This window comes from Xanthomonas hawaiiensis, assembly GCF_031834635.1.
Taxonomy (GTDB): Bacteria; Pseudomonadota; Gammaproteobacteria; order Xanthomonadales; family Xanthomonadaceae; genus Xanthomonas_A; species Xanthomonas_A sacchari.
In genome coordinates this window covers 3,812,385-3,825,985 of record NZ_CP115873.1, presented here as the reverse complement: position 1 = coordinate 3,825,985, position 13,601 = coordinate 3,812,385, and the positions used below count along the sequence as shown (strand labels likewise).

The following is a 13,601-nucleotide window of genomic DNA, read 5'->3' as shown; positions in this document are numbered from 1 at the left end:
TCTCCGCCTGCGGCCGCTCGCGGTCGCAGGCCCTCTTCCCGGAACTGCCCATGGAACGCATCGAACACCACGCCTGCTGCGGCGGCTGGCAGGACGTCTATCGCCACGATTCGGCCGTGCTCGGCTGCAGCATGCAGGTCGCCGTGTACCTGCCGCCGCAGGCCGAGCACGCCACGCTGCCGGTGCTGTACTGGCTCAGCGGCCTCACCTGCACCGAGCAGAACTTCATCACCAAGGCCGGCGCGCAGCGCTATGCGGCCGAGCATGGCGTGATCCTGGTCGCGCCCGACACCAGCCCGCGCGGCGAGAACGTCGCCGATGCCGAGGGCTACGACCTGGGCAAGGGCGCCGGCTTCTACGTCAACGCCACCCAGGCGCCTTGGGCCGCGCACTACCGCATGTACGACTACGTGGTGCAGGAACTGCCGGCGCTGATCGAGGCGCAGTTCCCGCACAACGGCCGGCGCGCGATCAGCGGGCATTCCATGGGCGGCCACGGCGCCCTGGTGATCGCGCTGAAGAATCCCGGCCGCTACCGCAGCGTGTCGGCGTTCTCGCCGATCGTGGCGCCCACGCAGGTGCCGTGGGGCGAGAAGGCCTTCACCGCCTACCTGGGCGAGGACCGCGCGCAATGGCAGGCGTACGACGCCAGCGTGCTGATCGGCAGCGCCAGCGAGCGCCTGCCGCTGCTGGTCGACCAGGGCGGCGGCGACGAGTTCCTGGACAAGCAGTTGCGCCCGCAGCTGTTGCAGGCCGCCGCCGACGCCGCCGGCTACCCGCTGACCCTGCGCGTGCAGCCCGGCTACGACCATAGCTACTACTTCATCGGCAGCTTCATCGGCGAGCACATCGCCTTCCACGCGCGCGCCCTGCAGGGCTGAGCGCGCTCCGCCGGCGGCCGCGTGCGACGCGGACCGCCGGGCAGGGCGCCGCACAGCGTGGCCGGGGCGCTGCGTTTCCTGCGCATGCTGCCGCACCGGTCGTGCACATGACAGCGCCGTGACCATCAGGGCGGCGGTGTGGCCGGTCTCGTAAACAAACGTGGGGGCGGCGGCACCCAGCGTGCGGTTGTGCGATCGCGTTCGCGCCTGCTGAGACGGGCGCTGGCTAGATTCCGCAATGTTCGCCATCCCCACGTCCCTGGATCGGAGCCGCGCTATGTCCTGCCGTCGCACCTTGCTGCTCCCCTGGCAGCGCTGGCGCAGCCCGCTCAGCGCGGTGGCGATGCTGGCCTGCACCGTGTTCGGTGCCTGCGTGGCGTTGGCGATCGGCGCGGCAACGCGATAGCGCAGCTGCGTCCGGCTGCCGGCGATCGCATCGACGCCCTTGCGCGGGACGCGCCGACGCAGGCGTGCCGTAGCGCGGCGGCGATCGCCTGGATCGGCAAGCGCTCACGTCGAGCCCACTGCATCGCCCCGCGGCGCAGGTGGGACAGCACATGGTGCGGTGGACTGTCAGGCAAACGCTGGCAGCGCGCGTTTCGCATCGGGACGGCGCCGTGGCGCCGGGCGTCGCGTTCAGCGCGGCAGCCGCGCCGCCAGCCTGCCCAGCCGCCGCATGGCGTGTTCCAGCGTCTCGCTCCACGGCTGGCCGCAGCTCAGCCGCAGGTGGTCGGCGTAGTCGCCGCGACTGGAGAACAGGTGGCCGGGCGAGGTGCCGATGCCGGCGGCGAGGGCGGCCTCGAACAGGGCCTGGCCGCTGCCGGCGTCGGCCAGTTGCAGCCACAGCGACAGGCCGCCGGCCGGGTCGCCGATGCGGGTGCCGGCTGGCCAGTGCCGCAGCACCGCCTCGCGCAGGCGCTGACCGTTGTCGGCCAGGGTGCGGCGTAGCCTGCGCAGGTGGCGCTCCAGGTCGTGCCGCTGCAGGTAATCGGCCAGGGCCAGTTGCGGCAGGCTGGCGCCGCCGATGGTGGAGAAATACTTGGCGCGGACCAGCGCGTCGGTCCAGGCGCCGCCGAGCAGCCAGCCCACGCGCAGGCCGGGCGCCAGCACCTTGGAGAAGGCGCCGCAGGTGATCACGTTGCCGTGCGTGTCGAAACGGCGCAGCGGCCGTGGGCGCTGCCCCGACCAGTCGAGTTCGCCGTAGATGTCGTCCTCGATCACCACCGTGCCGTGGCGCGCGCAGCTGTCCAGCAGGGCGCGCTTGGCCGCGTCGGGGGTGAGGCTGCCCAGCGGATTGTTGAAGTTCGGCACCAGTACCGCGGCGCGCGCCGGCGTGCGCTGCAGCAGCGCGTCCAGGCGCGCGGCGTCGATGCCCTGGCCGGGCCGGTTCGGCACTTCCAGCACCTTCAACCGCAGCGCCGCCACCGCCTGCAGGATGCCGTGGTAGGTCGGGGTCTCGACCAGCACCACGTCGCCCGGCGCGGTGAGGGTGCGCAGCGCCAGGCTGATCGCCTCCATCGCGCCGGCGGTCACCACCACCTCGTCGGCGGCCACGGCGGTGGCGCAGTGCGCGTAGCGCTGCGCGATCTGCCGGCGCAGCGCGGCATGGCCCTGCGGCGGGGCGTAGTCGAGCGCGGCGCTGCGCTGGCGGCGCAACTGCCGCGCCAGCGCGCTGGCCAGCTGCGCGCCGGGCAGCAGCGCCGCCGCCGGCGTGGCGGTGTGCAGCGGCACCAGGTCCGAGCGCGCGAGCATGTCCAGCACGCCTTGCAGCGCCGGATTGGCCACCGCGCCCGGCGCGCGCCGCCGCGATGGGCCGGCAGCGGCCGGCAGCGGCGTCGCTGCGGCTCGGACGAAGTAGCCCGAGCGCGGCCGTGCCTGCACCCGGCCTTCGCGTTCCAGTTGCAGGCAGGCCTGTACCGCGGTGGCGGCGCTGATGCCGTGGCCGGCGGCCAGTTGCCGGATCGACGGCAGGCGCTCGCCGGCACGCAGCGTGCCCTGCGCGATCTGGTCGCGCAGCTGGCTGGCGAGGGCTTCGTACAGGCGCATGCGGCGGCCTCATCTGTATCGGTCGATTTGCAGCGTATCTGACTCTGTGCTGGTCGCCCACCCCGGCGCACACTGGCCGCGTCCTTCCCCACTCCCGAGGCCGCGCTTGCAGCTGCCGCTGTTCATCGTCGATGCGTTCACCACCGTGCGGTTCCGCGGCAACCCGGCCGCGGTGGTGCCGCTGCAGGCGTGGTTGCCGGACGCGCTGATGCAGGCCATCGCCAGCGAGAACAATCTGTCGGAGACCGCGTTCTTCGTGCCCGAGGCCGATGGCGCGTTCGCGATCCGCTGGTTCTCGCCGCTGCGCGAAGTGGGGTTCTGCGGCCATGCCACCCTGGCCAGCGCCTTCGTCGTCGCCACCCAGGGCCTGGCGCCGCTGCCGTTGCGGTTCCGCGCCGCGGCGGTCGGCGAACTGGGGGTGGACCGCGAGGCCGATGGGCGCTTCGTCCTGCGTTTCCCGAACCAGGCGCCGACGGCGTTGGCGACGGTGCCGCAGGAACTCGCGCAGACGCTGTCGATCGCGCCGCAGGCGGCATACCGCAACGACCAGGCCTACATCGCCGTGTACGCGGACGAAGCCCAGGTGCGGGCGGTGGTGCCGGACCTGGCGCGGATGCTGGCGCTGGCGCCGCGCGATGTCGCGGTCACCGCGCCCGGGCGAGAGCACGATTTCGTCTCGCGCTACTTCTGGCCGGCCAACGGCGGTGCCGAGGATCCGGTGACCGGCTCGATCCATGCCGCGCTGGCGCCGCTGTGGGCGCAGCGCCTGGGCAAGCAGGCGTTGCGCGCGTGGCAGGCCTCGGCGCGCGGCGGCGAACTGGAGTGCCGGGTGTTGCCGGACCACGTGCAGGTGCGCGGCGCAGCGGTGCAGTACCTGCACGGGACGATCGCGCTGTGAGCGCGGTGCACGCGGCGCCCGCGGGCGCGTCACGACGCGCGCTGTGGCAACTGCTGCTGGCCGAGGTGCTGATCGGCTCGGTCGGCGTGTTCGTGCACGAGAGCGGCCAGGATCCGGTGACCGCGGTGTTCTACCGCTGCCTGTTCGGCGCGCTGTTCCTGACCGTGTGCGGCCTGCTCGGCGGGCAGTTGCGCGGTCTGTGGCGCGAGCGCGCGCTGCTGCGCGATGCCGCGCTCAGCGGCGTGCTGCTGGTGCTCAACTGGGTGGCGCTGTTCGCCGGCATGGCGCGCTCGTCGATCGGCGTGGCGACCATGGTCTACCACGTGTTCCCGTTCGTCATGCTGATCCTGGCGGCGTTGCTGCAGGGCGAGCGCAGCCGCCGTGCCGACCTGGGCTGGACGCTGCTGGCCTTCGTCGGCGTGGCCTGTTCGGCCGATCCGCTGCGGCTGTGGTCCAGCGCCGACCGCGGCTACCTGGGCGGGATCGCGTTGACGCTGCTGGGTGCGTTGCTGTGCGGCGCCTCGTTGCTGATGTCGCGGCGGATCAGCCGCGAGCGGCCGCTGGCGGTGGTGACGGTGCAGTGCTGGGTCGGTGCGGCGATGCTGGCCGGCTTCTCCAGCAGCGCCGCGCTGCATCCCGGGCGGCACTGGTTGTGGCTGGTCGGCCTGGGCGTGATCCACAGCGGCGTGGTGTACGTGCTGTTCTACAGCGCCTACCGGCACCTGCACGTGGCGGCGATCGCGGTGGTCGCCTTCGTCTACCCGCTGGTGACGCTGCTGCTGGACTACCTGCTGTACGGCCACCGGCTGGTGCCGGTGCAGTGGCTGGGCCTGGCGCTGATCGTGCTGGGCACGCTGGCGGTCAATCTGCGCTGGTCCTGGCCGCGCCGCGCGGTGGCCGTGTCGTAGCGTGGCACGGCTCCGCTTGGGCGCGTCGGCCACCGCAGTGCGGTGGCCTGGGCGCGCGGTTCAGCGCACGTCGCGCAGTTCCCAGCCGCTGCCGGCGAGCAGGCGCAGGCGCTGCTTGAGGATGTCGCCGGGGATGCTGGTGGTGGCGGACAGGTCGATGCGCAGATCGTCCTGGCGGCCGGTCACCCGTGCCGCCGGATCGGTCACGCCCAGGGCCGGATCGACCTCGTCCGGCTCCGGCTGCAGCGCGCGCCAGCGCTCGAACCAGGCCGGGTCGCTCAGCGCGGCCTGCAGTTGTTCGGCGAAGGCGTCGGCGCCGTGCGCGGTGAAGCTCAGCGACGGCTGGCTGCCGCGGGCACGGGCGGGATCGGGCAGGCTGATCGAGTAGGTCACGGCCATGGGCATCTCTTGTGGGCGGTACGAAGCGGCGGAGCCTAGCAGAGCCGGCGCCGCGCCGCCGTCGACGCGGCCCGCGGACGGATCAGCCAAAGCGCAGCGCGTCGCCGGCGAAGCCCAGCACCAGCGCACCCTTGCCGACGTTGACCATGCCGGTCAGGCTCATCACGCTTTCCTGCAGCGCCACGCCGTGGCCGTCGCAGGCCTGGCGCAGCGCCGCGTAGCCGGGCAGGGCGCGCAGTTCCGCCAGTTCGCCGCCATAGCTCAGGCACAGCGTGGGCGTCATCAGGCCGGCGGCCACGCGCTTGGCGGCCAGGCCGAACAGGGTCTGCACGGCGTGGTCGAAGCCCTTGAGCTTGGCCACCGGCGCGGTCTCGCCGCGGTGGCAGTGCAGCACCGGCTTGATGTCCAGGGCCGAGCCGAGCGCGGCGCTGAGCAGGCCGACGCTGCGGTCGCCCTTGCTGCGCGCGCGGCTGCGCAGGTAGTACAGGTCGCGCGCGATCATGTAGCCCTGGGTGTGCTCGGCCAGCGTCTCCAGCCGCTCGCGGATGGCCTGCACGCCGGCGCCGTCGGCGCGCAAGCGCACCGCCTCGACGGCGATCACCGCCTGCGCGGCGAACAGGTTCTGGGTGTCGATCACCCGCAGCGCGAACGGCGAGGCGTGACCGGCGGCCTGGCGGATCGGCTTGTAGTCGTTGAGGATGGCGAAACCGGCCTGCTGCGCGTGGTCGTGGATCGGGCTGCGGGTCTTGGCGATGGTCAGGCAGAACACGTGGTCGTAGTCGATGACCAGCCGGCCCAGGAACAGCTCGCGGATCTGCGCCACGCTGTACGGCACGGTCTCGGCCTCGGCGCCGTGCGCGCTGACCTGCGCGTGCAGGAATTCCAGCGTCGCCGCTTCGTCGCGGCGATCGGCCAGCACGGTGCCGCCGAGGCGCACGCTGATCGGCAGGACCACCAGGTCGTGTTGCGCGATGTAGTCCTGCGGCAGATCGCAGGCGGAATCTACGACGATGCCGATACGCATCCGCTGAAGCTCCAGTACGGGGAAATGTCGATGAACATGGCGGCCACTCAGGCGCCCCGCTGCACGGCGGCCGGCAGCGTCGCCAGGCGTGCCATCTCGCCGCGTTGCAGCAGCTGCGGATCGGCCAGCACCGCCCGCATCAGCGCGTGCGCGTCGTTGCCCCACAGCAGGGTGTCGTCGATCTGCAGGGTCGGCACGCCGAACACGCCGGCCGCCAGCGCCTGCTCGGTGTTGGCGCGCAGCTGCGCCTTGACCTGCGCATCGGCGGTGGCCGCGGCCACGTCGGCGATGCCCAGCGCCTGGCCGACCGGCGCCAGCGCCGCGGCGTCGTCGCCGGCGTGACCATCGCGCCACAGCCAGTCGAAGAGCGCATCGATGGCCTGCGCCGTGGTGCCGGCGGCGACGCACAGGCGCAGCGCGGTCAGCGGGTTGAACGGATGCGCCGGCGGGAAACGCAGCGGCACGCCCTGCTGCTGCGCCTGCCATTGCACGAAGCGGTAGGTGAACTCGCGCTTGTGCGGCACCTCGGCCGGCCCGCGCGCCTGCAGGTGCGCCAGCACCGCGCCGAACACGATCGGCACCGGCTGGATCCGGTCGAACTCCGGAAGCGTTTTCACCTGCTGCCAGTGCAGATAGGAAAACGGCGAGATGAAATCGAAGTACCAGCGCAATGTCATCGTGCTTCTCCGCAATGACCCATCAGCTTATCGCGGCGTCGTGCCCACTGCGACTCGCTGCGCATGGTGCAGTGCGGGATGTGGGGGCGGCTTGGGTGTGGCGTCGACCGCGCTGCGTAGACGATGCCTTGGCGAAAATCTCGCCGGCTCGCGATATCTGTGAAGCACCGCGCGGCCGCGGCCTGGATCGCGGTAGCGCTATTGCGCTGGCGCATGGCGCGCGCGGGTCTTGTCATAGCTCGCGGCGCGCGCGCCTTGCTAGCGTCCGCCGCGGCAGCAGCTTCGCTGCCCCTGCACGCTCAGGAGAGACCGCCATGCACGCTTCCGCTCCCGTTTCCGCCGCTTCGCCGCGGCTTCCCGCCACCGCCGTCGGGTCGCCGCGCGGCCGGACCCGCGCTCTGCGCGCGCTGTTCGCCGCCGCCCTGTTCGCCGTTACGCCGCTGGCGCTGGCCGGTCCCTACCAGGTGTACGGCAACCAGTACGCCTGGGTGAACAACTTCAACGATCCCAACAACGTCATCCAGGGCACGTTCCACAGCGGCAGCACGCCGAGCATGACCGTGACCTTCAATTTCCCCAACGCCAGCCTGTACGGCTATCCGGCGATCCTGCGCGGCTCGCACTACGGCTTCAATCCCACCGCCGACCGCACCTTCCCGCGGCAGGTCTCGGCGCTGCGGTCCTTGCCGGCCACCTTCGCGTACTCGTCCGGCGGCAGCAACCTGGCCGGCGATTTCGCCTACGACCTGTTCTTCCGCTGGGACAGCACGGTGTCCTCCAGCGCGATTCCGCAGGCCGAAGTGATGATCTGGGGCGGCCACAACTCCTATCCGATCGGCAGGCTCACCGCCAGCAACGTCATCAGCGCCGGCGGCTATACCTTCGATCTGTGGGAAGGCATGAACAGCGCCGCCGGCTACTACGTCTACACCTTCATTCCGCACAACACCGCCGGCCAGCCGACCCTGCCGAGCAACGGCAATCTCAACATCGACATCAAGCCGTTCCTGAGCTGGCTGCACACGCACCGCGCGCAGGACGGACGCTTCAGCAACGCGATGTACCTGCACGTGGTCGAGGCCGGCTTCGAGGTGGTGCGCGGCAACGGCTGGGCCTGGATCCAGGCCAACATCGGCGCCAACTGACGGCGCCGCACGGGCGCCGTCGTGCCCGCCTGGCTCAGCGCGGCGGCGCCTTGCACAGTGCCGCGTTGTGCCAGGCGGCGCGGGCGATCGGCAGGAACCCGTCGGCATCGCTGGGCGGCAGGCGGTTGCGCACGTCCTCGGCATCGCTGCCGGCGCGTTCCAGCACCGGTGCCAGCGTGTGCAGGCAAGCGGCGCGGTCGCCCAGGTGGTACTGGGTCAGCGCCAGATCGGTGCGGACCTGCGCGGCGTCCAGCCAGAACAGGGTCTTGCCGCAGCCGTCCAGCAGCGCCGCCAGGGTGCGGTCGGCGTTGGCGTAGTCCTTGGCCTGGTACTGGCGCAGGAAGCGCGCGCGCGTGGCCTCCGCCGCCTCGGGCACGCAGGCCGGGGCGGCGCGTCGGTAGTCGCCTTCGAACCAGGCGCGTGCGCCGCAGTAGTCGTGGCAGGTGTCGGGGGTGAGCGCCTCGACCCGGATGGCGTCGCCCTCGGCGTGCAAGCGGGTGCGGCACAGGGACGCGGGATCGTCGTCGTGCGCGCGGGTGAAGCCGAGTTCGCCCTGCAGCGTGCCGTCCAGCGCACAGGTATGGCCGTTGGCGCCGGTGACGTCGAGCGAGAAGCCCAGGCCGTCGGCGTCGCGCGCCACGTCGAGGCGGTCGCCGCCATCGGCGAGATAGACGCCGGGCGTGGGCGGCGCGGCGCCGGCGCCGTTGGCGACCATCAGCAGCGCCAGCGGCAGCAGGCGCAGGAGGGACAGCGAACCGCGCATCGGGGCGTCTCCGTCGGGCCAGGGGCGCAGCGTAGCAGCGTCGCGACGTCCTCGCCGGAGCGTGTGGCGTGTCTGCCCGCAGCGCCTCACGGCGCGCGCAATTGCACGCTGCCCGTGCGCGTCCACGCCGAACCGCAGATCGGCACCTCGGCGGGACGGCAGCGTCTGCACGCTGCCGTCTTCGCGTCTCGGCGAGGCTAGTGCGTGTACGCCTTCGGCAGCGCGCCGTTCTGCTGCATGTAGCGGTCGCGCAGTTCGGTCTGCCGCGAGCGCATCGGAATGGCGCGGCCGCCCAGCCAGACCTGCTCGGCGTAGTGCGCCACGTCCAGCGGATCGCCTTCCCACAGCACCAGGTCGGCGAGCTTGCCCGGGGCGATGCTGCCCAGGCGGTCGCCCACACCGAAGGCCTCGGCCGGGACCCGGGTCAGGCCGGCCAGGGCGGCGTCCCACGGCAGCCCGTGCGCGACCGCGTTGCCGGCCAGTTGCCGCTGCTTGCGCGCGTTGTGCGCGCCGTCGCCGCCCTGGGTGAAGCTCACCGCCACGCCGGCCGCGTTGAGGCGCGCGGCGTTCTCCAGGGTGGCGCCGATCTGGTCGAAGCTGGCCGGCAGGTCGTCCAGCGCATTGACGAACACCGGTACCTGCGCCTTCGCCAGTTCCGGCGCCAGCTTCCAGGCCTCGTCGCCGCCGGCGATGGCGATGCGCACCTTCTCGCGCTGTGCCCAGCGCAGCAACTGGCGGATGTCGGCCGCGCGGTTCACCGTGACCACGATGCGGCCCTGGCCGGCGAGGTAGCGCGCCAGCACCGCGCGTCCGGCCGGCGTGAGCAGCGCGTGCGGCGAGTCGGCGGGCATGCGCCCGCGCGCTTCGGCCACCAGTTGGTCGAGCAGCATCCACTGCGCCGCACGCGACTTGCCGCTCAGTTCCAGCGCATCGCTGCCCAGGTGCAGGTACAGCGCGCGCGGGCCGATCGGATCGGCGCCGCCGTCCAGGCGCATCACCGCGCCCTGGCCGGCGACGAAGGCGCCGCCGGTGTTGGCGCCGAGCGCGGTGAAGCCGATGCCTTCCACCCGTGCGACCGGGATCAGCACCGATGCGGGGTTGTAGGCCAGGGTCACGTCGAACTCCGGACGCATCGGCTGGTCGTGCGGCAGGGTGAGGGTGCTGTCCACGGTGGAGGCCTCGCCGGAGACCTCCTCGATGCCGATCTCGGTGATGCCGCCGAACAGCGCCGGGGTCAGCGGCCGGCCCTTGGCCTCGACCACGGCGACGCCGGCCGGCGCGCTCAGGCCGGGACCGACCGCGCGGATCACCCCGCCCTGGACCAGTACGTCGGCATTGGCGAGGGTGCCGCGGGCGCTGGCGGTGTGCACGGTGGCGCCGCGGATCAGCACGTCCTGGGCGAACCCGGGCGCGCTCCCCAGCAGCAGGCAGGCGGCCAGGGCCAGGCGCTGCGCCAGGCGGTGGGGCGAGGGTAGGGCGCGGCTCATCGGGCAGCCTCCTGGCCGAGCATGAAATCGGACGTCGGTTGCAGACGGCGGTCGGCACGGTCGTAGACCTGCGCGCCGTCGATGTAGACCTTGTCGGCCAGGGCGTAGGAGCTGAAGGGATTGCCGTTCCACAGCACCACGTCGGCCATCTTGCCCGGCTCCAGCGAGCCGGTCTGCTTGTCGATGCCCAGCGCCTTGGCCGGATTGCTGGTCAGCCAGCGGATCGCGCGCTCGGGCGGGATGTCCATGCCGGCGCGGCGGCCGGCGGCCATCGCCTTGGCCGCTTCCTGGTTGAGCCGCTGGATGCCTTCCTCCGAATCCGAGTGCACGATGGCGCAGCCGTTGGCGGGACGATCGACCAGGGCGATGTTCTCCTGGATGCCGTCGAAGGCCTCCATCTTGAAGCCCCACCAGTCGGCCCACAGCGCGCCGCAGACGTTCTCCTGGGCCAGGCGGTCGGCGATCTTGTAGGCCTCCACGCCATGGTGGAAGGCGGCGATCTTGAAGCCGAACTCCTTGGCCAGGTCGAGCATGGTGGTCATTTCGTCGGCGCGGTAGCAGTGGATGTGCACGCGGATGTCGCCGTTGATGGCGCCGGCCAGGGTGTCCAGCTTCAGGTCGCGCTTGCCGCCGCTGTCGCCGCTGCTGTCGTTGTCGCCGTTGCCGCGGCTCCACCAGTGGCGCTTGGGCGGGCTCTTCTGCTTCGGCGCGTTCTTGCGCAGGTATTCGCTGGCGTCGATGAAGGCGGCGCGGTAGCCGGCGACGTTGCCCATGCGCGTGGACGGGCCGCCCTTCTCGCCGTACACGCGCTTGGGGTTCTCGCCGCAGGCCATCTTCAGGCCCCACGGCGCGCCGGGGAACTTCATCGCCTGGTAGGTGGTGGCCGGCACGTTCTTGAGGGTGACGCCGCGGCCGCCGACCAGGTTGGCCGAGCCGGGCAGCACCTGCAGCGCGGTGACGCCGCCGGCCAGCGCGGTGCCGAAGCCGGGATCCTGCGGCCAGATCGAATGCTCGGCCCACACGTTCGGGGTCACCGGCGCGGTCGCCTCGTTGCCGTCGCTGTGCGCGCTGACGCCCGGGCTGGGGTAGACGCCCAGGTGCGAGTGCACGTCGATGATGCCGGGCGTGACCCACTTGCCGTGGCCGTCGATGCGGGTGGCGTTGGCCGGCGCGGCCAGCGCGCGGCCGACTGCCTGCACGCGGCCGTCCTGCAGCAGCACGTCGGCATCGTCCAGGCGCTCGCCGGTGCCGGTGAGCACGGTGGCGTGTTCGATCAGCACCGGCACCGACGGCAGCGCGCGGTAGGTGCTGGGATAGGGATCGTCGACGAAACGCGAGGCGGCAGCGGCAGGGCCGCACAACGCCACGCCCAGGCAGGCGAGCAACAGATGACGCATCGAATTTTCCCCGGAAGATGGACGCGGCCCTTGCGGCCGTGCCCGCACGCTAGCCCGAGCCGGCGCGCTTGCCAAGTGCGGGTGCGGCATCGGCGCGGCGGGCTGCACCGGATCGCGACGCGGAACCTGCTATCCAGGCCGATTGCCGCCCATGGAAACTGCGATGACCGACACCCCCGCGCGCACCGTCGTGGACTTCTGGCGCAGCGCCGGCCGCGAACGCTGGTTCGCCGCCAACGACTCCTTCGACGCCAATGTGCGCCAGCACCTGCTGGAAGCGCACCACGCCGCCGCGCGCGGCGAACGCGGCGACTGGCTGGCCGACGCCGAGGGCGCGCTGGCGCTGCTGCTGTTGCTCGACCAGGTGCCGCGCAACGTGTTCCGCGGCAGCGCGCACGCCTTCGCCACCGACGGCCTGGCCTGCCGCTACGCCGACCAGGCGCTGGCGGCCGGCTTCGACCAGCAGACCGACGCGGAGCTGCGGATGTTCTTCTATCTGCCCTACACGCATGCCGAGGACGCGGCGCGGCAGCGCCAGGCGGTGGAGCTGTTCAGCGCGCTCGGCGATGCCGAGTCGCTGCAGTGGGCGGTGGTGCACGAAGACGTGATCCAGCGCTTCGGCCGCTTCCCGCACCGCAATGCGGCGCTGGGGCGCACGACCACGGCGGAGGAGCAGGCGTTCCTGGAGGCGGGTGGGTTCGCTGGTTGAGGGAGGCGGTACCTGCGCGTTCGCTGCTGCATGGCAGCGACGCCACTGGCGCATCGGATGTCGTTGCAGTCGGGACTGAAGTCCCTCCCACAGGAGATTGCGGGACTTCATGCTGCCGCCGGCAGGTGCGCAGGACGCCAAGCGGTTGTGCCCAGGGTAGGAGCGGCTTCAGCCGCGACCGGGCCTTGCCGGGAACGCCCGGTCGCGGCTGAAGCCGCTCCTACGCGGTTGCGCGGTTGCGCGCTATGGCGATCGCGGCGCGCGGGCACAAAAAAGGGCGATCGTTCGATCGCCCTTTCGGCGCGTCCGCAGGGGACGCAAACAACGCGGTGCGTGACTCAGTACTTCGGCACGCTGCCGTCGACCTGGTCGGTCCAGGCGTCGATGCCGCCGACCACGTTGTGCACGTTGGTGAAGCCCAGCGAACGGAAGTGCTCGGCCGCCTGCGCGCTGCGGCCGCCGCGGTGGCACAGGAAGGCCAGGGCGGTGTCCTTCGGCAGCGCTTCCAGTTGCGCGCGCTGCTCGCCGTCGAGGGTGCGGAACGGCACGTTGACCGCCGCCACCGCGCGCTCTTCCGGCGGGCGCACGTCCACCAGCAGCAGGCTGCCGGCGCGCACCTGGTCGTCGGCGTCGCGCGGGCTGAGGTCCTGCACCGGCTTGGGCGCATTGGGATTGTCGATCGCCAGGCCGCGGCCGCGGATGTCGTCCACCCAGTCGATGGTGATGCCGTCGGCGCGGCGCGCGCTGCCCAGGTCGAACTGCACGCGCAGGCCGTTGGATTCGGCGGCGATGGCGTTGGGATCGGTCGGCGCCAGCTGGAAGTTCGGCTGGAACTGCGCGTCGATCGCCAGCGCCAGGCTCGCGCCCGGGGCGTCGGCCAGCGCGCCGCGCAGCATCTCGGCGGCGGCATCGGTGATGGTGATCGACGGCGGGGTGCGGTCCGGCGCGGCCACGCCGAGCAGTTCGCTCAGTTCGCCGCTGCCGGCCATCTGCAGGATGATGTCGCTGCCGCCGATCAGCTCGCCGTCCACGTACAGCTGCGGGATGGTCGGCCAGTCGCCGTAGACCTTGATGCCCTCGCGGATGTCCTGGTCGGCCAGCACGTTGACGTGGGCGAAGTCGACGCCGAGTTCGTTCAGCGCGCCCACCGCCTTGGCGGAGAACCCGCACTGCGGCATGCCCGGCTGGCCTTTCATGAACAGCACGACGCGGTTGGAGCTGAGCAGCGTTTCGATACGGGAGCGCAGGGCGGGGTCGAGGGACATGG

14 protein-coding genes are annotated in these 13,601 nt (G+C 72.0%); 6 read left to right on the top strand and 8 right to left on the bottom strand.

Going from position 1 to position 13,601, the window contains the following annotated elements; all coding sequences use genetic code 11:
• The first annotated feature begins 50 nt into the window (after positions 1 to 50).
• Together fghA and PG878_RS16290 are read left to right on the top strand one after the other, a co-directional pair.
• Entirely contained in the window at positions 51 to 881 is an 831-nt protein-coding gene (gene fghA / locus PG878_RS16295; RefSeq protein WP_209030785.1) for an S-formylglutathione hydrolase, read from the top strand.
• A 277-nt stretch (positions 882 to 1,158) separates the two neighbouring features.
• On the top strand, positions 1,159 to 1,287 hold the full coding sequence (locus PG878_RS16290) for a hypothetical protein (RefSeq protein ID WP_017916620.1): 129 nt from the start codon (positions 1,159 to 1,161) through the stop codon (positions 1,285 to 1,287).
• A 230-nt stretch (positions 1,288 to 1,517) separates the two neighbouring features.
• Here PG878_RS16290 and PG878_RS16285 read toward each other — a convergent pair whose 3' ends face one another.
• Positions 1,518 to 2,927 (bottom strand): aminotransferase-like domain-containing protein, encoded by a 1,410-nt coding sequence (locus PG878_RS16285; RefSeq protein WP_209030786.1) that lies wholly within the window; start codon positions 2,925 to 2,927, stop codon positions 1,518 to 1,520.
• A gap of 106 nt (positions 2,928 to 3,033) precedes the next feature.
• Between PG878_RS16285 and PG878_RS16280 the strand changes: the two genes are divergently transcribed.
• Together PG878_RS16280 and PG878_RS16275 are read left to right on the top strand one after the other, a co-directional pair.
• The gene (locus PG878_RS16280; protein WP_209030787.1) at positions 3,034 to 3,825 is read left to right on the top strand and encodes a PhzF family phenazine biosynthesis protein; all 792 of its coding nucleotides are present in this window, start codon (positions 3,034 to 3,036) and stop codon (positions 3,823 to 3,825) included.
• The gene (locus PG878_RS16275) at positions 3,822 to 4,733 is read left to right on the top strand and encodes a DMT family transporter (RefSeq protein WP_209030788.1); all 912 of its coding nucleotides are present in this window, start codon (positions 3,822 to 3,824) and stop codon (positions 4,731 to 4,733) included. The genes PG878_RS16280 and PG878_RS16275 overlap by 4 nt, the downstream gene beginning before the upstream one ends.
• Before the next feature lie 60 nt (positions 4,734 to 4,793).
• Here PG878_RS16275 and PG878_RS16270 read toward each other — a convergent pair whose 3' ends face one another.
• The 3 genes from PG878_RS16270 to PG878_RS16260 form a co-directional block, all read right to left on the bottom strand.
• Positions 4,794 to 5,132, bottom strand: a complete 339-nt coding sequence (locus PG878_RS16270) for a hypothetical protein (protein WP_193314198.1) — start codon at positions 5,130 to 5,132, stop codon at positions 4,794 to 4,796.
• A gap of 82 nt (positions 5,133 to 5,214) precedes the next feature.
• Complete coding sequence (locus tag PG878_RS16265) at positions 5,215 to 6,156, bottom strand: DegV family protein (protein ID WP_209030790.1); 942 nt, start codon at positions 6,154 to 6,156, stop codon at positions 5,215 to 5,217.
• A gap of 47 nt (positions 6,157 to 6,203) precedes the next feature.
• The gene (locus PG878_RS16260) at positions 6,204 to 6,833 is read right to left on the bottom strand and encodes a 2-hydroxychromene-2-carboxylate isomerase (protein WP_209030791.1); all 630 of its coding nucleotides are present in this window, start codon (positions 6,831 to 6,833) and stop codon (positions 6,204 to 6,206) included.
• Between the two features lie 314 nt (positions 6,834 to 7,147).
• Here PG878_RS16260 and PG878_RS16255 point away from each other — a divergent pair, with 314 nt between their 5' ends.
• Complete coding sequence (locus PG878_RS16255; RefSeq protein WP_209030793.1) at positions 7,148 to 7,978, top strand: GH12 family glycosyl hydrolase domain-containing protein; 831 nt, start codon at positions 7,148 to 7,150, stop codon at positions 7,976 to 7,978.
• 34 nt (positions 7,979 to 8,012) lie between these two features.
• Here PG878_RS16255 and PG878_RS16250 read toward each other — a convergent pair whose 3' ends face one another.
• The 3 genes from PG878_RS16250 to PG878_RS16240 form a co-directional block, all read right to left on the bottom strand.
• Positions 8,013 to 8,741: a hypothetical protein gene (locus tag PG878_RS16250; RefSeq protein ID WP_209030795.1), complete on the bottom strand. Its 729-nt coding sequence runs from the start codon at positions 8,739 to 8,741 to the stop codon at positions 8,013 to 8,015.
• 197 nt (positions 8,742 to 8,938) lie between these two features.
• A complete protein-coding gene (locus PG878_RS16245; protein ID WP_209030796.1) occupies positions 8,939 to 10,228 on the bottom strand; it encodes an amidohydrolase family protein in 1,290 nt (429 codons plus the stop codon).
• On the bottom strand, positions 10,225 to 11,625 hold the full coding sequence (locus PG878_RS16240) for an amidohydrolase (protein WP_209030797.1): 1,401 nt from the start codon (positions 11,623 to 11,625) through the stop codon (positions 10,225 to 10,227). The genes PG878_RS16245 and PG878_RS16240 overlap by 4 nt, the downstream gene beginning before the upstream one ends.
• Positions 11,626 to 11,788: 163 nt before the next feature.
• Between PG878_RS16240 and PG878_RS16235 the strand changes: the two genes are divergently transcribed.
• Positions 11,789 to 12,334, top strand: a complete 546-nt coding sequence (locus PG878_RS16235) for a DUF924 family protein (protein WP_209030798.1) — start codon at positions 11,789 to 11,791, stop codon at positions 12,332 to 12,334.
• 338 nt (positions 12,335 to 12,672) lie between these two features.
• On the opposite strand, the gene grxD is transcribed toward PG878_RS16235, so the two are convergent.
• A complete protein-coding gene (grxD, locus tag PG878_RS16230; RefSeq protein ID WP_209030799.1) occupies positions 12,673 to 13,599 on the bottom strand; it encodes a Grx4 family monothiol glutaredoxin in 927 nt (308 codons plus the stop codon).
• Positions 13,600 to 13,601: the final 2 nt, after the last annotated feature.

Excerpts from the sequence above, each read along its gene's own strand:
- PG878_RS16255 (WP_209030793.1), top strand. The coding sequence starts at position 7,148 with ATGCACGCTTCCGCTCCCGTTTCCGCCGCTTCGCCGCGGCTTCCCGCC.
- PG878_RS16250 (WP_209030795.1), bottom strand. The coding sequence starts at position 8,741 with ATGCGCGGTTCGCTGTCCCTCCTGCGCCTGCTGCCGCTGGCGCTGCTG.
- grxD (WP_209030799.1), bottom strand. The coding sequence starts at position 13,599 with ATGTCCCTCGACCCCGCCCTGCGCTCCCGTATCGAAACGCTGCTCAGC.
- PG878_RS16260 (WP_209030791.1), bottom strand. The coding sequence starts at position 6,833 with ATGACATTGCGCTGGTACTTCGATTTCATCTCGCCGTTTTCCTATCTG.
- PG878_RS16290 (WP_017916620.1), top strand. The coding sequence starts at position 1,159 with ATGTCCTGCCGTCGCACCTTGCTGCTCCCCTGGCAGCGCTGGCGCAGC.
- PG878_RS16270 (WP_193314198.1), bottom strand. The coding sequence starts at position 5,132 with ATGGCCGTGACCTACTCGATCAGCCTGCCCGATCCCGCCCGTGCCCGC.
- PG878_RS16235 (WP_209030798.1), top strand. The coding sequence starts at position 11,789 with ATGACCGACACCCCCGCGCGCACCGTCGTGGACTTCTGGCGCAGCGCC.
- PG878_RS16265 (WP_209030790.1), bottom strand. The coding sequence starts at position 6,156 with ATGCGTATCGGCATCGTCGTAGATTCCGCCTGCGATCTGCCGCAGGAC.
- PG878_RS16240 (WP_209030797.1), bottom strand. The coding sequence starts at position 11,625 with ATGCGTCATCTGTTGCTCGCCTGCCTGGGCGTGGCGTTGTGCGGCCCT.
- PG878_RS16285 (WP_209030786.1), bottom strand. The coding sequence starts at position 2,927 with ATGCGCCTGTACGAAGCCCTCGCCAGCCAGCTGCGCGACCAGATCGCG.
- fghA (WP_209030785.1), top strand. The coding sequence starts at position 51 with ATGGAACGCATCGAACACCACGCCTGCTGCGGCGGCTGGCAGGACGTC.
- PG878_RS16245 (WP_209030796.1), bottom strand. The coding sequence starts at position 10,228 with ATGAGCCGCGCCCTACCCTCGCCCCACCGCCTGGCGCAGCGCCTGGCC.